General features: G+C 46.0%; 23 protein-coding genes, 2 tRNA genes and 1 riboswitch. Of the genes, 15 read left to right on the forward strand and 10 right to left on the reverse strand.

Translation table 11 applies throughout. The features are described 5' to 3' along the window. Positions 1–26 precede the first annotated feature (26 nt). Positions 27–145, reverse strand: a riboswitch (TPP riboswitch). A 75-nt stretch (positions 146–220) separates the two neighbouring features. After that, positions 221–670, reverse strand: coding sequence for a PaaI family thioesterase (locus tag TOL_RS10110; protein WP_015487226.1), 450 nt, complete (start codon positions 668–670; stop codon positions 221–223). After that, positions 667–1,182: a PaaI family thioesterase gene (locus TOL_RS10115; RefSeq protein ID WP_015487227.1), complete on the reverse strand. Its 516-nt coding sequence runs from the start codon at positions 1,180–1,182 to the stop codon at positions 667–669. Before TOL_RS10115 ends, TOL_RS10110 begins: the two co-directional genes overlap by 4 nt. Before the next feature lie 282 nt (positions 1,183–1,464). Here TOL_RS10115 and TOL_RS10120 point away from each other — a divergent pair, with 282 nt between their 5' ends. The 6 genes from TOL_RS10120 (at position 1,465) to TOL_RS10145 (ending at position 8,274) form a co-directional block, all read left to right on the forward strand. Then, entirely contained in the window at positions 1,465–2,280 is an 816-nt protein-coding gene (locus tag TOL_RS10120; RefSeq protein ID WP_015487228.1) for an acyl-CoA thioesterase, read from the forward strand. Between the two features lie 145 nt (positions 2,281–2,425). Beyond that, positions 2,426–2,800: a response regulator gene (locus TOL_RS19170; RefSeq protein WP_015487229.1), complete on the forward strand. Its 375-nt coding sequence runs from the start codon at positions 2,426–2,428 to the stop codon at positions 2,798–2,800. Position 2,801: 1 nt separating this feature from the next. Continuing rightward, positions 2,802–3,416 carry a hypothetical protein gene (locus TOL_RS10130; protein ID WP_015487230.1) on the forward strand — a complete coding sequence of 205 codons (615 nt, stop codon included), beginning with the start codon at positions 2,802–2,804 and terminating at the stop codon, positions 3,414–3,416. Positions 3,417–3,419: 3 nt separating this feature from the next. After that, entirely contained in the window at positions 3,420–4,388 is a 969-nt protein-coding gene (locus TOL_RS10135; RefSeq protein WP_015487231.1) for a sensor domain-containing diguanylate cyclase, read from the forward strand. A gap of 76 nt (positions 4,389–4,464) precedes the next feature. Continuing rightward, positions 4,465–5,478: an AraC family transcriptional regulator gene (locus tag TOL_RS10140; protein ID WP_015487232.1), complete on the forward strand. Its 1,014-nt coding sequence runs from the start codon at positions 4,465–4,467 to the stop codon at positions 5,476–5,478. A 111-nt stretch (positions 5,479–5,589) separates the two neighbouring features. Next, positions 5,590–8,274 carry a hybrid sensor histidine kinase/response regulator gene (locus tag TOL_RS10145; RefSeq protein ID WP_015487233.1) on the forward strand — a complete coding sequence of 895 codons (2,685 nt, stop codon included), beginning with the start codon at positions 5,590–5,592 and terminating at the stop codon, positions 8,272–8,274. A 10-nt stretch (positions 8,275–8,284) separates the two neighbouring features. On the opposite strand, the gene TOL_RS10150 is transcribed toward TOL_RS10145, so the two are convergent. Then, the gene (locus TOL_RS10150) at positions 8,285–9,133 is read right to left on the reverse strand and encodes a prephenate dehydratase (RefSeq protein WP_015487234.1); all 849 of its coding nucleotides are present in this window, start codon (positions 9,131–9,133) and stop codon (positions 8,285–8,287) included. A gap of 194 nt (positions 9,134–9,327) precedes the next feature. Between TOL_RS10150 and TOL_RS10155 the strand changes: the two genes are divergently transcribed. The 5 genes from TOL_RS10155 to TOL_RS10175 all read left to right on the forward strand — a co-directional run bounded on the left by TOL_RS10155 (position 9,328) and on the right by TOL_RS10175 (position 14,395). Beyond that, the gene (locus TOL_RS10155; RefSeq protein ID WP_015487235.1) at positions 9,328–10,284 is read left to right on the forward strand and encodes a hypothetical protein; all 957 of its coding nucleotides are present in this window, start codon (positions 9,328–9,330) and stop codon (positions 10,282–10,284) included. Beyond that, the gene (locus tag TOL_RS10160; RefSeq protein ID WP_015487236.1) at positions 10,281–11,102 is read left to right on the forward strand and encodes an HAD-IIB family hydrolase; all 822 of its coding nucleotides are present in this window, start codon (positions 10,281–10,283) and stop codon (positions 11,100–11,102) included. The genes TOL_RS10155 and TOL_RS10160 overlap by 4 nt, the downstream gene beginning before the upstream one ends. Then, the gene (locus tag TOL_RS10165) at positions 11,095–12,306 is read left to right on the forward strand and encodes a glycosyltransferase family protein (RefSeq protein WP_015487237.1); all 1,212 of its coding nucleotides are present in this window, start codon (positions 11,095–11,097) and stop codon (positions 12,304–12,306) included. The genes TOL_RS10160 and TOL_RS10165 overlap by 8 nt, the downstream gene beginning before the upstream one ends. Before the next feature lie 129 nt (positions 12,307–12,435). After that, on the forward strand, positions 12,436–13,296 hold the full coding sequence (locus TOL_RS10170) for a PA4780 family RIO1-like protein kinase (protein ID WP_015487238.1): 861 nt from the start codon (positions 12,436–12,438) through the stop codon (positions 13,294–13,296). A 172-nt stretch (positions 13,297–13,468) separates the two neighbouring features. Further along, positions 13,469–14,395 (forward strand): sterol desaturase family protein, encoded by a 927-nt coding sequence (locus TOL_RS10175; protein WP_015487239.1) that lies wholly within the window; start codon positions 13,469–13,471, stop codon positions 14,393–14,395. An 81-nt stretch (positions 14,396–14,476) separates the two neighbouring features. Here the strand turns inward: TOL_RS10175 and TOL_RS10180 are convergent, their stop codons facing one another. From TOL_RS10180 to zwf, 5 genes are read right to left on the reverse strand one after another with little or no spacing between them, the layout of a single operon-like run. Continuing rightward, the gene (locus TOL_RS10180; RefSeq protein ID WP_015487240.1) at positions 14,477–16,222 is read right to left on the reverse strand and encodes a sugar phosphorylase; all 1,746 of its coding nucleotides are present in this window, start codon (positions 16,220–16,222) and stop codon (positions 14,477–14,479) included. Positions 16,223–16,231: 9 nt separating this feature from the next. Then, positions 16,232–16,840 carry a bifunctional 4-hydroxy-2-oxoglutarate aldolase/2-dehydro-3-deoxy-phosphogluconate aldolase gene (gene eda / locus TOL_RS10185; protein ID WP_015487241.1) on the reverse strand — a complete coding sequence of 203 codons (609 nt, stop codon included), beginning with the start codon at positions 16,838–16,840 and terminating at the stop codon, positions 16,232–16,234. A gap of 6 nt (positions 16,841–16,846) precedes the next feature. Continuing rightward, positions 16,847–18,670 (reverse strand): phosphogluconate dehydratase, encoded by a 1,824-nt coding sequence (gene edd / locus TOL_RS10190; RefSeq protein WP_015487242.1) that lies wholly within the window; start codon positions 18,668–18,670, stop codon positions 16,847–16,849. Next, a complete protein-coding gene (gene pgl / locus TOL_RS10195) occupies positions 18,670–19,371 on the reverse strand; it encodes a 6-phosphogluconolactonase (protein ID WP_015487243.1) in 702 nt (233 codons plus the stop codon). The genes edd and pgl overlap by 1 nt, the downstream gene beginning before the upstream one ends. 47 nt (positions 19,372–19,418) lie before the next feature. Further along, positions 19,419–20,876 carry a glucose-6-phosphate dehydrogenase gene (gene zwf / locus TOL_RS10200; RefSeq protein ID WP_015487244.1) on the reverse strand — a complete coding sequence of 486 codons (1,458 nt, stop codon included), beginning with the start codon at positions 20,874–20,876 and terminating at the stop codon, positions 19,419–19,421. A gap of 406 nt (positions 20,877–21,282) precedes the next feature. Here zwf and galU point away from each other — a divergent pair, with 406 nt between their 5' ends. The 3 genes from galU to TOL_RS10215 all read left to right on the forward strand — a co-directional run bounded on the left by galU (position 21,283) and on the right by TOL_RS10215 (position 22,466). Further along, a complete protein-coding gene (gene galU, locus TOL_RS10205; RefSeq protein WP_015487246.1) occupies positions 21,283–22,116 on the forward strand; it encodes a UTP--glucose-1-phosphate uridylyltransferase GalU in 834 nt (277 codons plus the stop codon). Between the two features lie 183 nt (positions 22,117–22,299). After that, a tRNA-Asn gene (locus tag TOL_RS10210) sits at positions 22,300–22,375 on the forward strand. Positions 22,376–22,389: 14 nt separating this feature from the next. Next, positions 22,390–22,466 (forward strand) — tRNA-Pro (locus tag TOL_RS10215). A 417-nt stretch (positions 22,467–22,883) separates the two neighbouring features. Here the strand turns inward: TOL_RS10215 and TOL_RS10220 are convergent. Both TOL_RS10220 and TOL_RS10225 read right to left on the reverse strand, forming a co-directional pair. After that, positions 22,884–23,585: a BamJ family beta-barrel-assembly machinery protein gene (locus TOL_RS10220; RefSeq protein ID WP_015487248.1), complete on the reverse strand. Its 702-nt coding sequence runs from the start codon at positions 23,583–23,585 to the stop codon at positions 22,884–22,886. 119 nt (positions 23,586–23,704) lie between these two features. Continuing rightward, positions 23,705–23,920 (reverse strand): hypothetical protein, encoded by a 216-nt coding sequence (locus TOL_RS10225; RefSeq protein WP_015487249.1) that lies wholly within the window; start codon positions 23,918–23,920, stop codon positions 23,705–23,707. A gap of 177 nt (positions 23,921–24,097) precedes the next feature. On the opposite strand from TOL_RS10225, the gene TOL_RS10230 reads away from it, so the two are divergent. Beyond that, complete coding sequence (locus TOL_RS10230) at positions 24,098–24,925, forward strand: hypothetical protein (RefSeq protein ID WP_015487250.1); 828 nt, start codon at positions 24,098–24,100, stop codon at positions 24,923–24,925. Positions 24,926–24,973: the final 48 nt, after the last annotated feature.

The raw sequence follows: 24,973 nt of genomic DNA on the forward strand, positions 1-24,973 counted from the left end.
GGCTATTTGAAAAATAACCAAGCGATTTTGTGCTGACTTCTGTTCCCTACGCTGGCACTAACCAGATCAGGTTCAACGGGACCCGCAATTGCGATCTCAGCCTGTGTGGTTTAAAAAAACCGATCAGGCACCCCGACAGAGTTGAGCTTGGAGTGTACGACGACCTTGGAAGTTGAACAAGCCCCTAATTTAGGAGCACGAAACACTCATCGATAATCCGTTACACCAACAGAAAATGCGCACGCGCCGTGGCAATAGGCTGATCAATATCGTTTTGCCAAGCAGTAATCGCGACGTTTGCCACGCGGTTACCTTGACGCCAAACTTGACACTCAGCGTAGGTATCCTGATGTCGGCCCGCCCGTAAATAATCGAGTGAAAAATCAATAATTTTCGGCATGGCCAAACTGTCCATCGTCATCAATAAATGCAATGACGCCGACATTTCCATAAAGCCACCAATAACGCCACCATGTATCGCGGGTAAAATTGGGTTACCGATATTATTCGGGTTTTTGGGTAAATAAAATCGCGGCGCGCTCAAGCCATCTGTGCGCTGGCTTTGATCAACCGGCTGTAAACCAATCAACTGAGCATAAGGGATGGACTCTATCAGGGCGCGATAATCTTTATTATTACGCGCCGCGGTTAATACTTGTTCAAATGTCATTTTGCATCCCCCGATTTCGCTGTCCCCATCGCTTGGCCTATACGCATAAAGGCGGCGGCACAGGTTGCTACTAAATCACCTGTTAAGCCTTCAGATTCTGCATTCGCAACAGCCTCCGCGTAAGTTTTCCCTTGAATGACATCGCAACGAGTGAATACAACGCTGCTCGAAATCCGGGTCACCTTTGCCACGGCGAATAAATCCAAACCTGCTGTCGCGGCTTTCATATAATCAACCCGTAAATCCAGTGTCGGACACAACTCATGTCCAGGCAAAAAGGTAAATACGCCAGTACCACAAGCGGTGTCCATTAAGGTCGTCAAACTGCCCCCATGCACCGTACCCGTTAATGGATTACCAACGATACTTGGGCTGTAAGGCAAGCGCATCACCAAGATTTGATCATCAACAAACTCAATGGTCATTCCTAGTAATTTACAATGGGGTAACACGGGTAAGAAGCGCGCGGCTTTCTCCGTATTGGCGATATGTTTTTCCTGCATATTACTCATAATTACTCCGACAATGCGGGCTAGCACCAATAAGCGTTATTGCACCAGACTAGCAGTTCTCCGTTAGAAGAATCGTGGTGGCGCAAATGGTGAGCTTTCGATATGGGTCGTTATACCCGAATTTCCTTTAATCACAATGAACAAAACGCACACGATGACTAACATAAATGCTCAGAACAATCTTTTCCATCTGAGCAATGTAGTCACTACTAGCCTTATGCTCATTTTTATTGCTTCAATACGGGTTATTGAAAACCAGACCCAGTGAATGAGTAAGACACTATGCAAAAATTTGATCATTACTATCAGGCCGCAGAAACTCAGGCAGATATCACATTAGATGGGTCGTGGGGACAAGGTAAAACCACGTTTGGTGGAATGTCTGCAGCACTGGCTTTAGCCGCTATCGAAGCTGCAATAGATTCCGATAGTGACAAGCCGTTACGCTCTGTCAGCGTTAGTTTTTGTGGTCCCTTACAAACGGAAGTGCCTTTCAATATCGCAACACAATCTTTACGCCAAGGCCGTTCGGTGAGCCATTGGCAAGCCCAAGTACACCAAAATGACGAATGCTGCACCGTCATCAATGCCTGTTATGGCAGTACGCGGAACTCGGACATCGTTGTCAGTCCAGCCAACCAAAATTGCGGCGAGGCTGGTTCGGGGCAAAAGCTACCTTACATTGCCGGAATGACACCCGAATTCGTTAAGCACATTGACTTTACCTATGTTAGCGGTGGTATCCCATTTACCAACAGTCCACACGACCATGTTCATGGTTGGATGCGGTTTAGCGATTGCGATACCCAAATTACCGATGCACATTTACTCGCGCTGATTGATGCTTGGCCGCCGACAACCTTGCAAAAGCTAAAGCGTGTTGCACCTTGTGCCAGCGTTACTTGGAACGTTGAAATGATCACACCATTAGCCGATTTAGCCAAACCCATAGAAGGCAAAGACTGGTTGTATTACGAAGCTGACATACGTGAGGCCCACGGCGGCTACGCACATACAGAAGCGCGTATTTTCTCAGCAGATGGCGCCCTGCTCGCCCTAAGTCGTCAGCTCGTTGTGGTCTATGACCGCCGTGACTAGCAAATTGACGTATTCTTCCATAGGCTTGCGCCAAACTTACGATTCATAGTCGTTACAGACTGCAAAAAGTTACCGTAATAAAGTTGCCCATATGGTTAGGGGCAACTATTACTTACTCATGCTTTTGCAACTTTGAATCCAATCTATGACGATCAACATACTTATTTGTGACGACTCCAGCTTTGCTCGTAAACAAATGGCGCGAGCGATTCCGAGCGGTTGGGACGTAGAAGTCCACTTCGCCTGCGACGGCGTTGAAGGTGTAGAAGCCATCAGCAAAGGGCTCGGTGAAGTGGTATTTCTTGATCTGACGATGCCAAATCTCGATGGATATGGAGTGCTCGAAACCATCCGACAACGCGATTTACCGGCAATGGTTATCGTCGTATCTGGCGATATTCAACCTGATGCACAAGAGCGAGTTCGCAAACTCGGTGCTATGGCCTTTATCAAGAAACCCATAGATGCCGACAAGGCCCGCCAAGTGCTGGTTGAGTACGGCATTATGACTGAGGCTTGATATGAGTGCTGCGCACGAAATACTCAACGAAGATCAACGCGACTGTTATCAAGAATTGACCAACGTTGCTATGGGGCAAGCTGCCGATCGCCTAGCACGACTGCTAGACGCCTATGTCGTGCTGCCCATTCCAAGGGTCAATATTATTGAATGCAGCGACCTGCATATGGCAATTCAAGATGCCGAAACCGATTCCGCTGTCTCAGCCGTATGCCAAGGGTTTATTGGTTCCGGTATTGCTGGTGAAGCATTACTACTCTTCAACGACACCAGTTTTGCCGACCTCGCCAAACTTATGAGTTACACCGGTCCACTTAACCGCCAAGCCGAGTTGGAACTCCTGATGGATGTGAGTTCAATTTTGATTGGTGCCTGTACTCATGGTATCGGCGAACAACTAGAAATTCACTTTACCCAAGGGCATCCCGTCGTTTTAGGGCAGCACTGTAAAGTCGATGACATATTAAAAAGTGGCAATCAACAATGGCAGCGTACGCTGGCAATCGAAATCCACTACACCATCGAACATGTGAACATTGAATGCGACCTGCTACTGCTGTTTACCGAAGATTCTGTAGCACGCCTCAATCAAAAAATTGATTTCTTATTGGACTAATGCATGAGCGAAACCCATATTGAAATCGGCGATATCCATTGGCTGATGGATATACTACAAAATATTGATGTTGGGCTAGTCGTGTTAGATCGCGACTACAACATCCATGTGTGGAATGGCTTTATGGAAAGTCATAGCGCCATCAGTCCGCAGAAGGCCAAAGGACAAAATCTCTTTAAATTATTTGAAGAAATTCCTGAAGCGTGGTTTCGGCAAAAATCCGAACCGGTATTTCAACTAAAAACTCGCACCTTCACCATTTGGGAGCAGCGCCCCTACTTATTTCGCTTTAAAAACTCGCGGCCGATCACCGGCCGTACGGCGTTTATGTTCCAAAACACGAGTATTATTCCACTAGAATCTCTCGACCGGCAGGTAAATCATATTTGCGTCATTATTTATGACGTAACTGATATTGCTGTCAGTCGTGCCGACGTGAAAAATGCGAATAAGACACTGACCGAAATTCAAAGCAAAGACCCGTTAACGGGTTTATGGAATCGCGCTGGTTGGGAACCTCAGTTAATACAGCAATTTAACGAATGCCAAGCAGCCGGAAATGAATGCAGCTTAGTCACCTTCGACTTAGATAATTTTCGTGCCTATAACGGTCACTTCGGCCACCAGCAAGGTGATCAAGTGCTTAGTAATATTGGGAAATTACTCGAAAAAGCCGTTGGTCTACGTTTATCAGCTCGCCTCGGTGGTGAGGTTTTCGGGCTGCTGCTTCCCGGCCAAAACGGTGAGCAAGCAACGGCGACGGCGGAGAAACTCCGCCGCGCAGTGTTATTATTAAATTCCGGAAATGACACCCCAAATATCCCCAAGATAACCGCTAGTTTTGGCGTAGCTTCATTAGCAAAAGACACTCATAGTGCTCATGAATGGTTACAAAGCGCAGATAAGGCGCTTTACCATGCAAAGGAAAGTGGCCGCAATCAAACAACCCTCTATCAGCACCGGCCCAGCTAATTTGGCCACAAAGGCCATTGTGACTTCTATCAACAGGCGTTAACGTGGCGCACTTAATTAATCACCATTGTGCGTTATGTCTGCCCAAGTAATTTCTCGCTTATTTATTGACCCGCCGCTTCGCGGAGCGACTCATTTTGGTTTTGACCGCAAAGAAATATTGGGGTTAGCCGGACTAAGCACCGATGCCCTCGACAACTGCAAAGCTGGGTTAGACGCCCAAAGCTATAGCCAGTTAATGATAGCGATCTGGAAACATTGTAACGACGAGTGCATGGGCTTTGCCCCGACTCCTGTTCGCTTTGGTACATTTGCGATGATGGCTAAGGCCGTCATTTCCTGTACATCGCTTGATCATGCCCTACATAGAGCACAGCGTTTTTACAGCTTAGTTGCTGGCGCGCCCGGTATACGCATAGAAAAGAGTGAGCACCTTGCTCGAATCGTCATTGAACACAATCCTTCATTCGATCCGGATCGTTTTCTCAGTGAATCCCTACTCGCGGTCTGGCATCGCTTTAGTAGCTGGCTTGTAGGTCAAGGTATTCCATTGCTATCGGTTAGTTGTGCATACCCTAAACCTCAACATGCAGCCTTGTATCAAACGGTTTTTGCCACGCCAATTAACTTTGATGCGGATGCAACGGCATTAATCGTACCTGCGCGTGTTTTAGATTTAGCCATTATTCAAACGCCAGCGAGTTTACGCGCTTTTTTGCAGCACTCACCTGCGGATTTTTTAGCACGGCCAAACCCGCATCAAAGCATGACTGGGCGGGTACGTAAGCTGTTGCAACAATCACAGCCAAATAACTTACCTAGCCTTAATCAAGCCGCGGATACTCTCGGTACATCGGCAGCCACCCTAAGACGCCGCCTTGCTGCAGAGCAAATATCCTATCAACAATTGAAAGATGCCTTTCGCCAACAAGAGGCTTCGCGCTTGCTTGCCCAGAGTGATACCTGCATTCGCGACATTGCAGATTACCTTGGTTTCACTGAAAGCAGTGCATTTCAACGGGCATATCGTAAATGGACGGGGGTAACTCCTGGTAGTTACCGCGCAAATCAGAGAAAGGCTTCGCAATAACCATCACTTAGTTCCATCAAAGTCAGGTAGATTACACTTGCCCAAACGATGACAGCGGTAGAATCAGGCTATAAACTGATTAAACTATCAATTTTGCCGAGATAAGTTCGAATGCAACTTGTGCTGTTTGTTTTATTATTACTGGTTACAACAGCACCGACGCAGGCTCTTACACTAGAACCAAGTATTTCTGGCAATTTACTCGGACGCCAACTCGACGCTTGGGAAGAAGTCACACCATTAACTAATCCGCAAGATATCCAGCAGCAAGTTTTCGACTGGCAGCCGCAAACGGCACAAATCCCCAACCCTGGCATCACACGTCATCCTATCTGGTATCGTCTGCAAGTCGATGTTCCAACGCCTTATGATCAATGGTCGGCGTTAATTGGGTATGCACTGATCGACAAACTGGATGTATTCGTATTCCAGCAAGACACTCTCATAGGGCAATACGAACTGGGCGATCACCTGCCTTATGAACAACGCTTAGTTAATGATCTTGAGTTTCAAGTGCCTTTAGATTTCTCAAGCACAGGTAATTACACCTTGTATTTTCGAATTGAGAACTCTGGTATGTTGCAATTTCCGCTCAGCTTATGGACACAAGCTGAATTAAAAAATCACTCGCAAAATCGTGACATCGTTCTCGGCATTTATATTGGTTTCTTAGTTGCCATCGGTATCTATAACTTTGCACTCTACATTGCCATTCGACGTCGTTACATACTGTATTTTGTTTCTTTTTTATCCAGCTACACGATTTTCTTTATCGCCTTATTCGGTATGGGATACCGCTATATCTGGCCAGATTTCCCTTGGTTTGAAGAACGAGCAACCATCTTCATGTCGTCATTCTGTCTACTCTTTGCATCATTATTTTCTTCGGAATTTCTAGACGCAAAGCCGCGTTTTCCCAAGGTGGTAAAGGCGATGAAGAATTTGGCCATCGCATTATCAATAGTTGCAATTATAGCCACACAAATACCTGATTACCCCGACGCAATTTCAGTGATGATGACTCTGGCACTAATCATTCCTATTCTGTTAATCATAGTCACTACGATGGCGGGACTATCTCAACGCGGTTCAGGAAGACTATATATTATCGGCCTGTATTTAATGGCTTTGGCGATTATTCTGCACGACCTAAGTCGTCAAGGAATTATTCCTATGTCACTGCCATTGCAATATGTATCTCATATTGGTGCTGCTGGGCTAATTCTGGTGCATAGTCTTGCCATTGTTTGGCGTTTAGGTGAACAACGTTTGGCCTTAATTAAAAGCCAGCGCGCCATGTTAAAAGCGCAAGAAGAATCGATAAACTCGCAAAAAAGATTGCAAGAAGCCGTAAAAAATCGCAATCAAAGTGAAGCCGACAACCGCGCAAAATCGGCATTTATGGCAATGATGAGCCACGAAATTCGCACTCCACTTAATGGAGTACTCGGTATGGTTGAATTACTCCAGCACACGCTCTTAGATCAGCAACAGCGCCAGTATATCGACACCATCGCTGATTCTGGTGAATCCTTACTCAGTATTCTCAATGATATTCTAGATCTTTCTAAAATTGAGTCGGGCAAATTACAAATAGAACACCGGCCGCTAGACCTTCACGAGCTGATCAACAACGCTTTAATGCTCTACAGTCGTCAAAGCCGCGAAAAAAAGTTATTACTGGTCGCAAACATTCATCCTCCCTTATTCCGCACTATCATCGCGGATGAATTACGACTCAAGCAGATATTGCTCAACTTTATCAGTAACGCCATTAAATTTACGCAACATGGCCATGTCTGTGTCAGTGCAGAAATTGCTAATAATGATTTAATACTAACCGTCACAGATACAGGTATCGGTATAGACAAAGAGTACATTACACGGTTATTCGATAGTTTTTCTCAAGCCGACATTTCGACTTCCCGCACCCACGGTGGAACCGGACTAGGACTGGCAATTTGTAAACGTCTAGCCGATGCCATGGGAGCTAAAATTCAAGTTAGCAGTTCCATTGGTGAGGGGGCTAGCTTTCGTCTGCAGCTACCCAATGTAATGCCTGCCGACAAAATAGATCTCCCTTCATTAAGCTATAGCCACTTTCACTTACAATTAAATAATCCAATCGAGCAGAGTACAGTCAGCGACTTTTTGTTAGCGCTAGGTATGCACGCAGAAAACCAGCACAGCACTAATAATGTGGTATTAATAACCGATTCGCCCGACAATCGCCCTCGCGGTTATTCCAGCTCACTATTGTTAGTCGACGAGCACTGGTCACGCTTCTCTTCAGACATTCAATTGCAACGTCCACTACGTACCACTGAATTATTGAATGCTCTACTACGATTGCAGCAAAAGCAGCTACTTGAGCAAGAACATTGTTCAAATGAATCCCCACCTGTGATCTGGATTGCTGAGGACAATTTTGTAAATCAAAAAGTGATCGGCGGCCTGCTAAAACACTTAGGGGTAACCTATCGAGTGTTCGACAACGGCCAGGAGTTATTTGAGACCTATAAACTCAGTCACGAAAAGCCTGATTTAATTCTGATGGATTGTGAAATGCCAATCATGGATGGCTTCGAAGCAACCGTTAATATTCGCTCAACAGAAGCCACCAATAATTGGCATCGAGCTCCCATCATTGCTTTAACCGCCCACCCTGCTCGAGACCTAGAGGATCAAGCCAAAGAAAGCGGAATGGACGGTATTATCAGCAAACCTATTCGCAAAGAAGCCCTCCACCGCCTGTGCCAGCAATGGTCACCGAACAAGAAAACGCCTCTTATTTGATCGATTTATATCAAATAAAAGCTGCTCGACTGCGATGACTATGAGCGGGATAACTGCCCAGAATTCTCAACTCGCGTGCGAAATACGCTAACTCTTCTAAGGCATTAGCAACGTTGGTTTGTTGTGGATGCCCATGAATATCCACATGAAAGTGGCTCGCGTGCATAGTGCCACCATCCATATAGCTTTCTAGCTTTATCATATTGACATTATTCGTCGCAAAACCGCCCAATGCTTTGTAAAGAGCAGCCGGAATATTCCGTACAGAAAACAATAAACTAGTGATGTACTTAGCATCTGGAATAAAGGTTTGATGCTCCTCTCGTTGGCTAAAAACGAGAAAGCGAGTGGTATTGCCGGTCACATCTTGAAAGTTCTCTTGCACTATATCCAAGCCATACAACTCGCCAGCTAATGCTGAAGCAATCGCTCCCGCCTGACGATTATTTCCCTGACTCAATACTTGTGCAGACTTAGCCGTATCGACCGCTGCAACAGCCTTAATATTCAAACTATGCAGGCGCTGGTAACACTGCGCCAAAGCTTGAGGATGCGAAGATACTTCGCGAATATCTTCTAATCGAACACCCGGTAGAGCCAATAAGCAATGATTAACAGGCTCAAAATGCTCGGCAGTAACAAACAACTGGGTCTTAGGTATCAGGCGATAGATTTCTTCCACACGCCCCGCCGTAGAATTCTCCAGTGGAATCATGGCGCGGTCGGCCAAACCTTGACTAACCATATTCATGGCAGAAAAAAAGTCTTCACAAGCAACGGCTTCCCATTCGGGAAAAACGTGGCTGCACGCTAAATGCGAATAAGCACCCTGAGTTCCCTGATAAGCAACACGTTGCATAATTTTAACACTCCTTTCGCACCAAATAAGTGCAATCATATTCATTAGTCATTGCACGCACCAATATAATGCATCAATAATCTAAACTCATTTTACCAAATGCCATGATCGCATGAAGCCGACGGGACGGCGAGTACTGGCACAGAGACTGCAAGTCCGAAGTATCAATAGGGAAACCGTCACGGACAGTCACTATGAAAACACATGAAAACCTTTGGCCTGCGGAATTAGCCCAAGACTCCGAAGATCTGGCCTTGTTGGATCAAGCCAGTGTCGTTTTGAGTAACTTTCCGAAGACTTGGTTATGCCAATGGCAAGAGGTTTGGCTGCCGCTTGCAGGATGGCTCGCTAGCAAGAAGCGATATGCAGCACTGCCGCCCATTATTGGCATTCATGGCGGGCAAGGTTCAGGAAAGTCCACTCTCAGTTTAGCCTTAGCCAAAATCTATAAAGAAGCCTTTAACTGGAACGTCGCTATCGTTTCCATTGACGATTTGTACCTAACTCACGCCGAACGCGAAGAACTTGCAGCTACTGTTCACCCATTATTAATTACTCGTGGCGTACCGGGCACGCATGATTATGAACTAGGACAAACCCTATTCGGCAAATTACGGCGCTTAAGCGCGGGCCATAAAGTAGCCATTCCAGCGTTCGATAAGGTATCCGATGATCGCTTGCCAGAAGATCAATGGCATCAAATAGAAGGTCCTATCGACATGATTCTGTTTGAGGGTTGGTGTGTTGGCTGTCAGGCCGTTCCAGAACAAGCATTAGAGCAGCCAATCAATGACTTAGAAGAAAAAGAAGACATTGGCGGACACTGGCGACGCTGGGTTAACGAGCAGCTGAAATATCACTACCACGACTGGTTCAATGCCATTGATACATTGGTCATGCTCAAAGTACCTGATATGCAAGCGGTTAGCCGCTGGCGCACCCAACAGGAGGAAGAGAATATTCGTAATCGCCGCGGTGACGGTGAAGACCGCAGCTTGGATGAAATAGCGCTAGCCCGTTTTATTCAACACTATCAGCGGCTGACAGAGGAGGCATTAAGTTCACTTCCGAGTTATGCTGACTTAGTACTTACCATCAATCATCAGCACTGTGTCGACAGCGTGATACAGACTGACGGGAGGCTTGCATGATAGAAGAATCCATTCGTCCTGCCCTACCAATCGTGGTCATGACCGACTTGGATGGAACACTACTGGACCATGATAACTACAGCACTGCGGCAGCCAAACCCGCATTAACTTGGCTTCACACCCATCAGATTCCGTTAATATTCAATACCAGTAAGACCTATAATGAGGTCTATCAGCTAAGACGGACGTTAGATAACCACGATCCTTTTGTGTGTGAAAACGGCAGCGCTATTTTCATCCCCAAAGCAGAAGGGACAGGTTACAACACCGAGTTTATAGGACTGCGTTACTCCGCCATATTGAAAGTGCTTCATCAATTGCGTCAGCAGGGATTTCACTTTCGAGGCTTCAACGATATGCCAGCTACAGAGGTAGCCGCTCTGACAGGGCTTTCTATCGAAGACGCCCATAGCGCTAAGTCTCGTGATGGTACAGAGCCCGTTCTATGGCAAGGCAGCGAAGCTGAATTAGTAGCATTTAAGCTAGCCCTTACTGAACACAAATTACAACTTCTCGAAGGGGGACGTTTTCTTCACGTTATGTCGCAAGTTGATAAAGCCGAAGGCGTAATCTTTTTTCGCCACCACTATCAAGAATTGTGGCAAGCTAACCCTATTGTAATTGCTTTGGGTGACAGCGATAACGACCGAGCCATGTTAGAAGCGGCCGACTATCCAATTGTTATTCCAGGCAAGAAATCGACACTTAAAATAAATAATAGTGCTGTGCAGTACGCAACGAGTCATGGTCCGAAGGGCTGGAACCAGACACTATTACCTCTATTAGAACAACTGCTGAAGGAGACTCGCAGTGGCTGATTTTTATCAGAATGGCATCATCACTACGCTACACAATTTAGTCGATCGACCGTTAGAAGACTTAGAAAAAGAACTGATGAGTTTTTCTCGAACTCGACCAATGTCGTTAGTACTTCCATCGCTGTACTCCGAACTTGAAGGCCCAGCGCTTGATAACATCATCACAGAACTTACCCAAGTGCCTTATCTCAATGAAATTGTGATTGGTCTTGATCGCGCCACCGAAGCCGAGTTCGAACATGCTAAGCATTTTTTCTCACGATTACCGCAACACCATCGTATTTTATGGAACGATGGCCCGCGCCTGAAGAAGCTAGATGCGATGTTGGCCGAGCAAGGTTTAGCTCCCACCGAGCTGGGTAAAGGGCGTAACGTTTGGTATTGCTATGGCTATGTCTTGGCATCAGGTCGTGCAGAATCCGTTGCCTTACATGATTGTGACATCATCACCTACGACCGCAGCCTACTTGCCCGTCTGATTTACCCTGTTGCAAATCCTGGTTTCAATTATGAGTTCGCTAAAGGGTATTACGCACGCATTGCCGATCAAAAACTCAATGGCCGTGTCAGCCGTTTACTCGTAACGCCGTTAATTCGCGCACTGAAAAAAGTGTATGGTTCTCTCGACTTCTTGGAGTACTTAGATAGCTTTAGATATCCATTATCAGGTGAATTTTCGATGCGCGCCGACGTGCTAAATGACATCCGTATTCCAAGTGATTGGGGCTTAGAAATTGGTGTTCTATCTGAAATGCGTCGCAACTACTCGACTAATCGTATTTGCCAAGTAGATATCGCAGATAACTACGATCATAAACACCAACCACTATCCCCAGATGATGCAGCGGCCGGCTTGTCGAAAATGAGCACCGATATCTGCAAAGCTATTTTCCGCAAACTAGCGACCCAAGGCGAAGTATTCAGCACCGAAACCTTCCGCAGTATCAAGGCGACCTACTTCCGGATTGCCTTAGACTTTATTGAAACTTATTACAATGATGCGCGTATGAATGGACTAACCGTTGATCGCCACAGCGAAGAGAAAGCGGTAGAGCTGTTTGCAGAAAACATCATGAATGCGGGCGAACATTTCTTAGCCAACCCCATGGAAACTCCCTTTATCCCTAGCTGGAACCGAGTAATCTCAGCGGTGCCTGACATTCTCGACCGTATTTACGAAGCGGTCGAAGAAGACAACGCCTAGGGCAAAATCACACAAGGCTGCTATATACTGCAGCCTTGTTTGATGATCAGCTCACACTTCCACTCTGACCCACATACAGTATCCCTACTGGCCGTATATTTTTTATTAGGAATCCTGTAAAAAGGCGACATGAAAACTCCGAAACGAATCCAGCCCCTAATCGACGAAGGCCTTGTCGATGAAGTTATTAGCCGCCTTATGAGCGGTAAAGAAGCCGATGTATACGTTGTCCGCAGCGACTCTGAAATTCGCTGCGCAAAAGTATACAAAGAAGCCGCTCAACGCAGCTTCAAAAAAGCTGCGCAGTACCAAGAAGGGCGAAAAACACGCAACAGCCGTCGTGCTCGGGCGATGGAAAAAGGCTCCAAGTTTGGTCGTAAGCAACAAGAAGCGACGTGGCACAATGCCGAGGTCGATGCGCTTTATAAATTGGCCGACGCTGGCGTTAGAGTACCAACGCCTTATGCCTGCATCGATGGCGTACTGCTGATGGAGCTAATAACCGACGAAGATGGCTATGTCGCGCCACGCCTTGGCGAAGTGACTATGTCGGCCGAGCAAGCGATTGAAGATCATGCAGTAGTCATTGAATACATAGTTCGTATGCTGTGCGTTGGTATCGTTCACGGTGATTTGTCCGAGTTCAATATTTTAGTCGACGAATATGGCCCCGTTATTATCGACCTTCCACAAGCCGTGGATGCTGCCGCGAACAACAATGCAGAAGCCATGCTGGCTCGCGATGTGAATAAAATCCGCAGCTATTACGGTCAGTTCGCGCCGGAACTACTGGACACTCAATACGCAAAAGAAATGTGGGCCTTGTACGAGGAAGGAGACTTGCATCCTGATATTGAGCTCACCGGACACTTTGATGGGCCAACCGAAGAAGCCGACGTCGATGCAGTGTTAGAAGAGATCAAAGCTGTACTAGCGGAAGAACAAGAACGCCAAGAACGGCTCAAAGATGACGATGAGGATGATCTTTAACCTTCAAATTTGTATCGAATAGAGCCATGGACTGGCTTCTTAGCACAACAATTCTATTTTTCCTCTATCTCCCAACACAAAACATCGACTTGGCCTGATTTATCTTATTATTAAAGTCATCAGATACGATAGACTAAGACCATAATAACTATTAACTACCGCGGAGAGAGCGATGAAAGCACTTCATTGGCTACTAACTCGAACGTTTACCTACATCTCACTTATACTGGCCTTCGTGGCTATCTACCTTATCGGCGACGATATGGGTAAATTGTTCCTATATTTTGTACTGCCATTCTACGTTGTAAGCTTAACCTTCCAATTGATTGCACCTAAGGTGAAAGCACCGTTAGAAAAGAACGAGCTGCTGACGGATATCATTTCTAACTCGGTAACAATCGGCCTCGTAAACACCATCCAGACTTGGGGTGTCGGTGTTGTTTTTGCCCTATCGTCTTCTAGCTTGTTGATCCACTACGGCATTATCGATGCTGAGTTTGGCTTAGCTAGCTTGCCATACTGGGCACAAGTAGTACTTGGCCTATTGATCATGGACTTCTTTTTCTATGTTACTCACCGCATGGCGCATGAAGTTCCATTTTTCTGGAACTTCCACGCCATTCACCATTGCGCACATCGAGTAACCTTTATGAATGCGTACCGTGTGCACCCTGTAGATGCCATGTTCCGCCGCTACGTTCCGCTCTTCTTCGTGATGCTTACGGGTATTAGCCACGAAGCTTTTATCGCAGCTTCGATTATTGGTTCGGTTCTAAGTACGGTTACCCATTTGAACGTTGATCTACGTCACGGCTGGTTTAACTACATCTTCGCGACCAACGAAAATCACCGCTGGCATCACTCGACCAAAATGTCAGAAGCTAAGAATTTCTCTATTATTACTATTTGGGACCACATGTTCGGTACCTTCTATTTACCGCGAGATCGTGACATGCCGACCAAAATCGGCTTAGGTGACGAAACGGGCTATCCGCTTCACAACTACTGGCAGCAACTGGTCGAACCATTCCGTAAAAAGAAAGAAGAAGTCAAACCTGCCGTCACCAGCACAAGTGCGAAAGAAGAGGCACTGAGTTAAAACACGCCGCATAGCGTAATAAACTAGCTCAAATCGTCAAAGGCAGTCGCCGTTACAAAACGCGACTGCCTTTTTTATTGGCTAAACACTTTGAGTAAGCCAAACCGTTTGATAGGGGTACAAGACTAGCTCGTCGATCAAAGTCGTTGGTTCCAACGCAAGAATATCCATCAAGCCATTTTCTAAAAATCCCAATGCCGCTAACGGCAATTTAAGTATCCGCTCCGTCACATTCGATATCGCATAGATACGTTGCGAAGCATCAACACTGGTACGCTTTAAAATAAATACGTCAGAGTTAATTTTCACCACATCTTGGCGAGCATCAGGGCTAAACGCCGGTTGTTTGCGTCGAATCCGAATCATACGACTCAATTCGTGAAAAACTTCCGCTTGTGCCGTTACCGAATTCGATAACAAATATTCTAGCTCGTCTTTATCCCAAACCTTACGATTGATGGATCGCGTACGTCCTGTTTGCTCCACATGGGCTAAATCATTCGCCGATGCAGTAAAGCTATGAATATACAGTGCAGGAATGCCCTGCATCGCCAACATAATAGCTTGAGAACATAAGAAGCGCTGAACTTGAAAATGATCAACCCCGCGCCTTGTCCCCATACACGCATCGAATAGCGTAATGTTTATTTCATATGGGCTTTCGCTACCATCGCTATTCGCTTTCATGCTCACAAAGCCACCAAAACGATGCATGCAGTCGATTAAATCTTGTACCTCCCGCTCAGGTAGAATCCCCTCCACAGGACGAACCCCAATGCCATCATGCGATGCCGTGAAGTTTAAATACGTACATCCTTTAGGCAATACAGGAATAGAGTCAGCCCAATCCGATATAAAGGATGAATTGCCTCGATTTAAAGCGTGCAATACCAAAGGAGGTAAGCCAAATTGATATACCATATGCGCTTCGTCAGATTCACCAAAATAGCTTAGATTTTCGACAACTGGCACATTGGTTTCAGTAATTACGACGACTTCAGGAGCTACAAAATTGACGACATCACGCAGCAGTTTTACCACCTCGTGAGTCTGCGGCAAATGCAAACAACGCGTACCAATTTGTTTCCACAAAAAGGCCACGGCATCGAGTCGAATAAAGCGTGCCCCGCGTTCAATATAAAACAAATAAATCTGAATAAATTCGAGCAATACTTTGGGATTGGCAAAGTTCAAATCTATCTGGTCTTCACTAAAAGTCGCCCATACGTGGCGAACACCTCGATGGGTATGCACAGGAGTCAACAACGGCGTATTGCGTGGGCGCGTGACCAAAGAAACATCCGTACTTGGATCAACCTCGATAAAGTATTCCGAATAGGGTTCATGATTACCGATGTAATCAACAAACCACAAATTTTCACGTGAACAATGATTGATGACTAGGTCGGCCATTAAATCAAACGACGCAGCAATACTCGCAACATCATCCCAAGTACCCCACTCCGGATTGACTTGGCGATAATCAATTACCGAAAAACCATCATCCGAACTGTAGGGAAAAAACGGTAAAATATGCACAGCGTTGACCGTTCCGGACAAGCGCTCAGACAAAAATTTGGCGAGTGTTTGCATAGGCACCTCTCCGGGCGCCTGAATACTATTGCCGTAAGTAATTAAAATAACGTCTTGTTCAGACCAGCGCGGAGAATCTGCACTGGTCGGCACTTGGAGTAACGTGCGCTGATTTGCTTCAACATAGTTTTGGCAGACACGCAGAAGGTCGTTAGCGAGTGCATCGACGTCTGTTGAGTTTCCATAAATCCGTTTTAAACGGTAAGCGAACTGTCCGAGCGCAGCATCTGACATTCAACATCCTTAGGTAGCGATAGCGATAGTCGTAATGGCTTGCCAGTTTCGTGCCGACATTGCCTCCTTCGGCGTTAACCAACTTCCTCCCACGGCAAAGACATTTTTTAAAGCTAAATAATCGTGATAGGTTTCAGGGCCAATTCCACCGGTCGGACAAAAACGCACATCGGCAAATGGTCCACCTAAGGATTTCAGCATATCCACGCCGCCAGCCGCTGCTGCTGGAAAGAATTTCTGCCACATAAAGCCCGCGTCACGAACTTGCATAACCTCTGTCGGCGTCAATACACCCGGTAAAAATGGACCGCCCCACTCGCGCGCACAGGCTAAAATATCGCGGGTAAATCCGGGGCTTACTGCGAACTCCGCGCCCTCTTTTAGAGCATTTTCTAAATCTTTACTTGAGGTCACTGTCCCTACGCCTACGATAGCTTCGGGCACCGCGTTTTTAATCTCTTTAATGGCCTCCAATCCGTGCGCAGTACGCAAGGTAACTTCCAATAAACGCACCCCTCCTGCGACCAAGGCTTGAGCCATAGGAACGGCCGTGTCTAAATCATCAATAACGATAACAGGCATCACAGGTTTTGCGCGCTCTAACCATAAATCCCACATAATCCTTCACTCCCATCCTATGCTAATCGCACCTTCGTCGGCAGAACCGGCGTTGCGACGAAATACCGTAAATAATTCTCGGCCCACACCCATCGTTGAACTGCTCACATCCAAAGGCGCAAAGGCTGATATATTCCTTTGTGCGAAGTCCTCGGTTAATACGTTTAATGTTCCTGCGTGTCCATCTAAGCGAATAACATCGCCGTCTTTGACCATGTGCAGAGGGCCGTCAACGAGAGCCTCAGGGGATAGATGTATCGCGGCTGGAATCTTCCCTGACGCTCCGGATAATCGTCCATCGGTTACTAAGGCAACACGAAAGCCTTTATCTTGTAAGTTAGTTAGTGCGGGAGTCAGCTGATGCAATTCCGGCATACCGTTTGCCCGCGGCCCTTGCCCTTTAACCACAACAATAACGTCGCAATTTAATTGATCTGCTTTATAAGCTGCCAACACTTGCTCTTGATCGGTAAATACTCGAACAGGCGCTTCGATAACCCAACGATCATCAGGAACCGCCGATACTTTCATCATGGCGCGACCTAAATTACCGTGCACTAGCTTCATTCCACCCTCGCGCATAAACGGCGCATGTGCAGGGGCTAATACCGATAAATCCAAGCTTTCACTGACAGCTGGACGCCATTGAATAACGCCATGATCGTCGAGCCATGGTTCCTGAAAATAGTGATGTAATCCATTACCCATAATGGTTTTTACATCGGTATGAAGTAGTCCAGCATCCGCGAGTTCGCGCATTAAAAATGCCATGCCTCCGCTTTGATGAAAGGCATTAATATCCGCACTTCCGTTAGGATAAACTCGTGTCAAAGCAGGCGTAACATCCGATAAATCTGTCATGTCTTGCCAGTCGATTTGAATACCAGCCATGCGCGCAATGGCGATTAAATGAATACTATGATTCGTTGAGCCGCCGGTCGCCAGTAAGCCGACAATGCCATTGACTATGGTACGTTCATCAACCATTTGCCCTATCGGAGTATAATCGGGCGCCAATGCCGTTATTTCGCTCACGCGCTGCGCCGCTAATTCGGTTAATGGCTGGCGTAAAGCATCATCGGGGTTCACAAATGAAGACCCCGGCAACTGCAATCCCATAATTTCCATCAGCATTTGGTTGGAATTAGCAGTGCCATAAAAAGTACAGGTGCCACTGCTGTGGTAAGACTTCATTTCACTATCGAGCAATTCCTCTTCGCCGACATCTCCTGCAGCGAACGCCTGTCTTACTTTTGCTTTAGCTTGGTTACTAATACCACTGCGCATCGGCCCAGCCGGAACAAATACCGCAGGGATATGACCAAAGCGTAACGCCGCCATTAATAAACCGGGAACGATTTTATCGCAGATGCCGAGCATTAAAGCGCCATCAAAAACTTGGTGTGACAACGCAATAGTGGTACTCATGGCGATAACATCACGACTAAACAAGGACAACTCCATACCGGTTTGTCCTTGCGTAACGCCGTCGCACATTGCTGGAACACCACCGGCTACTTGGCCAACATGCCCAGCCTTGAGCAAAGCTCGTTTCAATATATCGGGATAACCTTGGTACGGCGCGTGAGCCGATAAAACATCGTTATACGCCGTAACAATTCCAATATTTGCACCACGATGACTCGACTTTAAAATCAATTTATCGTTGTCTGGAGCCGCAGCATAATCATGAGCTAAATTAGTACAACTAAGCTGTCCTCGCACAGGGCCGTTCGCCAAATCATCGGCTATGCGTTGCAAATAGGCCGCACGAGTTTGTCGGCTACGCTGCTTAATTCGCTCGGTGACACTAACAATAACGGGATGCATTATTCGCTCCTGTAAATACTCAAAGGCACTTGAGATTGGTACAGCAAGGTTCTCACTGGCATTGCCGCAATATTTTGGCGTTCTGTTTTTTCCGTTGCCTGCTCATATACGGCATTTTTATCAGCACCTTCAAAATGCAGATACAGGTGACGACAATTAGACAGAAGACCCCATGTGAGCGTCATACGCGGAAGTTCAATAGGCTCATCAATAACCGGACAACACCATGCGGCACCACCTTCGTTTAGACATTTACTTAAGGCATCGGAATCAGGGAACCAAGAAGCAGTATGCCCATCGTTACCCATACCTAGCACAGCAAAATCTAGGCGTACCATCAATTCATGCAATTTATTCTCGCACTCCATAAACCCAGAGACCGGATCTTTCGCGCGATTTTTTAAGGGTAAAAAGTAGGCGCTCGCCGCTTTATTTTTCAATAAATGCTCGCGTACTAAACGGGCATTACTCGCTGCATTGTCTTCATCAACCCAACGTTCATCAACTAATGTAATTAATACTTTTTGCCAAGGGATATCTCGTGTGGACAGTTCTTCAAAAAAGCGGATTGGCGTACTTCCTCCACTGACGGCGATACACACTCGGCCTCGAACTTCAATTGCTTCAGCCATGCGCTCAGCAAGATCATCCGCTAATTGTTTGGCTAATACATCCGAACTTTTAAATCGATTACCACTCATTCTAAACTCCTCAACTGTTTCTACCGATTAAGATAAATACAGTATATTTAGCTATTTTCGTCCCATAACCGCCCTTCTTTCGCTAACAGCAATGTGGCTGCCGCTGGACCCCAAGAGCCAGAAGTATAGGGTTCTGGACGTTGTTCGATTTCTTCCCAATAGCTTAAAATAGGATCAACCCAACGCCACGCTTCTAGTAATTCATCATCACGTAAAAATAAAGTCGCATTCCCGCTCAACACATCGAACAACAAGCGTTCGTAAGCCTCTGGCACTCGGGTTTGCTTATGATTTGCAGGATTTAAACTTAAATTCATTGGTCGCACATTCATACCTGGGCCTACGCGTTTTTCGCACAACATTAAGCGCACGCCTTCATCCGGTTGCAGACGAAACACCAATTTATTAGCCATAGTGCTTTTATGTTGCAATGGAAATATTGAGTGCGGTATTTCTTTAAAATGCACCACAATCTCACATGCTCGCTCAGCCAGACGTTTACCTGTACGTAAATAAAATGGAACCCCCGCCCAACGCCAGTTATCAATTTCGACTTTTACCGCGACAAAAGTTTCAGTCATGCTTTTAGGGTGTACGCCCGGCTCATCTCGATAGCGTGGAACTGGCTTGCCCTCAGCAACACCGGCATCGTACTGGCCGCGAACAACGTTATCGCTAATGTGATTGCCAACAATCGGTTTTAAGGCGCGCAATACTTTTACTTTTTCGTCGCGTACAGAATCCGGATCTAACCGAGCCGGAGGCTCCATTGCCGTGATACACAGCAATTGCAGCAGGTGATTTTGAAACATATCGCGCATTGCACCCACTTGTTCATAAAACTCGGCGCGCTTCTCGACTCCAATAGATTCTGAAATAGTGATTTGTATATGATCGATATAATGCTGATTCCATTGCGACTCAAACAATGAATTGGCAAAGCGCAGCACCATTAGATTTTGTACCGTCTCTTTACCTAAATAATGATCAATACGATAAATCTGACATTCGTCAAAATATTCAGAAACGATATTGTTAATGGCAGATGCCGATTCGTAATCATGGCCGATGGGCTTTTCGAGGACGATTTTACTGTTGCTTTTGATCAACCCACTATCGTGTAACCCTTGGCAGATAGGAGTATAAAGATCGGAACCTGTTGCTAGATAATACACACGATTTGGATCATCGCTGCCCAATGTCGTAGCGAGATCGAGATAACCTTGCGCGCTATTAAGATCAATCGTCAAGCAATGCAGGCACTGACTAAAACCTTCCCACGTTGCTAATTCTAAATATTCAGATGGCAGATGTGATTTGAGCGCTTTTTCAATACGCCCTAAGAAATCCTCGCGCTCTAGTGTTTGGCGAGTGGCGGCGAAAATACGTCCGCTGGGTAAACGACCATCTCGATACAGTAGATATAGCGCCGGCATTAACTTACGTAATGCTAAATCTCCAAGCCCGCCAAATAACACCAGCTCATATGGTGCATTAATGTGCATCGTTCACCTCCGCTGTTCAATTTCAGGGCGCCGCTATAACAACTCGCCTCAATCTAATTGCTTGATGGTGCTAAAACATCTCGTAGAGATCCTGTCACGTCCATGCCAAGTCTGCTAGTACCATTTGACGCCTCTGTAGACCACGTCATGCTTTGGGTTCCCCCTCAACCTAACGCCTGTCACAAAATAGTCGTATTACTAGTGTAGACAAGCAGGTTCTATACCGTCGGCATTATCTTTGCACCATAGTGAATCAGAGCGATGCTGATATAATGCACGCACGTTTTAGCATAAGAGCTGTTGGTCACGGTGAACGCCCTTTAGGGTTGACGTAAAACCGCAACAAATCTGACATAATCTATGCAAACTCCACCTTCTCATCTGTATCAGACAAGGATAGAAAAATATGATTCGCAAATGCCTGTTCCCTGTTGCCGGTTATGGCACACGTTTTTTGCCTGCAACAAAGGCTATGCCTAAAGAAATGCTACCAATCGTTAATAAACCTTTGGTGCAGTACGGCGTTGAAGAAGCAGCAGCCGCGGGTTTGAACCGCATCGGTTTCATCACTGGTCGCGGTAAACGCTCCATTGCCGACCACTTCGACATCAGCTATGAGTTAGAGCGCGAAATCGCTGGTAGCGGCAAAGAAGAGCTGCTGACCTCTATTCGTAAGCTTATCGACGAAAACGAATTTGCCTTCAAACGTCAAAATCACATGAAGGGCTTAGGCCACGCCATCCTTTCTGGTCGTTATCTGATGGGCGATGAGCCTTTTGCCGTTGTTCTTGCCGATGACTTATGTGTTGTTGACGAAGGCGAAGAAGGCGTATTGGCGCAAATGGTTAAGCTATACAAGCAGTTCCGCTGTTCTATCGTCGCTATTCAGGAAGTACCTGAAGATGAGGTACACAAGTACGGCGTAATCGCTGGCGAATACATGAAAGACGGTCTGTACCGTGTTACCGACATGGTTGAAAAACCAGCCAAAGAAGATGCACCAAGCAATCTAGCGATTATCGGTCGTTACATCCTGACTCCGGACATCTTCGAACTTATTGAGAACACAAAGCCAGGCAAAAATGGCGAAGTACAGATTACCGATGCGCTACTGAAACAGGCTCAAGATGGCTGCGTACTGGCGTATAAATTCAAAGGCCGTCGTTTTGATTGCGGTAGCATCGACGGTTTTGTTGAAGCAACAAACTACGTGTACAACAACGTGTTTAAGAAAGACTGATCGCACACTCTCCTGAAAACATGAAAATGTAGTCAGGAAGCAGGAAAATTGTGAGGCGAATTGCTTATTCGCCTCACAACTTCATCATTTCGACGATACAGCCCCAACTTTTTGTTTTTTATCGAAAAAAGCCATTGACGAAAAACGAAACGCTCCGTAATATACGCCTCGCTGTTACGAAGTTCCCCGATAGCTCAGTCGGTAGAGCAGTAGACTGTTAATCTATTGGTCGTTGGTTCAAGTCCAACTCGGGGAGCCAACAAACAGCAAGTTCGGGGTATAGCGCAGTCTGGTAGCGCGCCTGGTTTGGGACCAGGATGTCGGGAGTTCGAATCTCTCTACCCCGACCAACTCTTTATAGCTGACATTCTGCTCAGTTAGTCTTAAAAAACATTCCAAAATCGTGTATAAATACCACCCAACAAATTATTATGTTGTGGCTGTTATGTCTTCTGTTGCTCCTCTTGTTCAATACCCGATTCCATGTCCGGAATGTAACTTCTATACATCAAACCCTGCGTCTGTCTTGCTACAAAGCAAAACATTTGAGTGTCGTCGTTGCCAACACCAACAAGCATTGAATGACAAACAACTCGCCACCTTAAAAAGAACCGTTTCACATTTGCAAAATTGCGGACTATACCAAACCGCCACAACAGACCACGCCGACGCTGAAAGTAGCGAATCCTTCGCCTAGCAAATATAACGGTACTGTAAAAACAAAAATGCCTCCAAAAGGAGGCATTTTTTAGATCAGAATAAAGAACTTACTCTTTATCTTGACCAACGATTTCCAACAATTCAACTTCAAAGATCAAAGCAGAGTTAGCTGGAATTTTAGGGCTTGGGCTTTGCGCGCCGTAAGCTAGGTCAGCCGGAATAAACAACTTCCACTTCTCACCCACTTTCATCATTTGCAAAGCTTCAACCCAACCGCGGATTACGCGATTCACTGGGAATTGAGCAGGCTCACCACGCTCTACCGAGCTATCGAATACAGTACCGTCGATTAGAGTGCCATGGTAATGAACACGCACTTGGTCAGTGGCTGCTGGAGTCGCACCTTCAGCCACTGCGGTGATCACTTCATACTGCAAGCCAGATTCAGTCGTTTTCACGCCTTCGCGCTTAGCATTTTCGGCTAAGAAATCCTGACCAGCTTTAGCAGCTGCATCATTCAATGCTTGCTGCTTACGCTCTTGCTCTTCGGTGATTTTTTGGAATGCAGCTTGAATCGCTTCTTCATTCAATTTTGGTTCTACATTACCAATCGCATCACGAATACCTGCAATAACTGCTTCAGCATTCATCTCGAATGGTTCGCGAGACAATTGACGACCAATGTTCAGACCCACACCATAACTTGCCTGATCAGCGGCACTTTCTAACTTCACAGATTCCTCCTGACCACAACCGGTCAACAATACAGTACCCAACAATAACGCTGGAGCCATTTTTAATAATTTCATGTTTCTTTCCTGAAGAAGAGATTATAAAGGCGAATACCCTACTACAGCCAAGCAGCAATTCCTACGGCGGTTATGACCATAAACGTAAAGGATTGTTTGCCGACTCTAGACGATAACCCTTAACAGACGTAATTACCCTTACTCGCACGCTCATCACATTCGCGTCGAATGTTTTTACACACTTGGATTTCCGCAGGCGAAAGCCCACTAGCCATTGCACATTTATAATTACGCTGGCGCAACTCTTTATCGGGCACACCGGCCATATTCGACGGCTGACATGCCACTAATAGGGTTGCTAAAGCAATAAATAGATATCGCACGCAAATCACCATGACTATTTAATCCACGTTGAAGCGTGTCATATGCTCAAAGTTTTGTCCACCGTTTGGCGACTCAGGCCACAATAACAAAGAATAAAGGAATATCATGCAAAAGTTAGCCTGCTTTAAAACCCCATAACTGCGAAGAATGGGTATAATCTCAGCAAAAGAAGATATCAAGGACACACCATGCTACGCATTATTTCGCTATCTCTCATACTGGTATTTATTGCAGGCTGCAGCGGGCAATCAACCGCCGAACTTCGACGCCTACAAATGCTTGAAGCACAACGCGCAGAAGAAGCAGCACGAGAAGCACAAAAGCTCGCCGCTGAACGCGACACTCGAATTCAAACTCGTCTTAACGACGCACACAACGCCTGGGAAAATGATCGTAATTTAACCAGCATCGACATCACATCACTGTTTGAGAATCACGGTGCCCAACTCACTGCAGGAAAAACGTATTTTGTTGAATTTGAGCTGCAAGCAGCTCGTTACAATTACGGCGAAGATAAACAAAGTTTCACCATTGTTGGCATGCGTAATTTACCGAGCAGTAAAGTTTACAGCCCGATATTTCCCGACGAAAATGCTCTCTACCAGCCAGGACAAAAAGCCAAATCTGTGCTTGAGTTTACCCTGCGAGACGAAAAAGAAGAAAATCAAATGGCCCAGTTGGTTGAGCGCGAAGATGGGCAACGCTGGGTCGCTGCTGTGCTCAACTTTAAAGATTACGAATCTTTAGTAACTTTGCAAAATAGTTGGCGCTGGGAGCCAGGCTTGTTTGATGACATCAGCTGGCATGTTCCACCAGAAGTTGCTTATCCACAAACCAGCAGTCGTTCCCTTTCAATGCAAATAGGTTTCCGCTTTTGCCCTCTTGATCGCTGCTATTTAGACTCCAATTATCGCAAGCATGCAATCCATGGAGTACGAGCCGATGTTATTAGCATAGCTATTGGTAATCGTGACACTGACAACATTCTGGCCGAATTTGTGCGTGATGCCCTATAATTTTTAAAAGACATAACCCGACATATTATTTATTATTGTAAAAATTAT

The organism is Thalassolituus oleivorans MIL-1, from assembly GCF_000355675.1.
GTDB classification, from domain to species: Bacteria; Pseudomonadota; Gammaproteobacteria; order Pseudomonadales; family Oceanobacteraceae; genus Thalassolituus; species Thalassolituus oleivorans.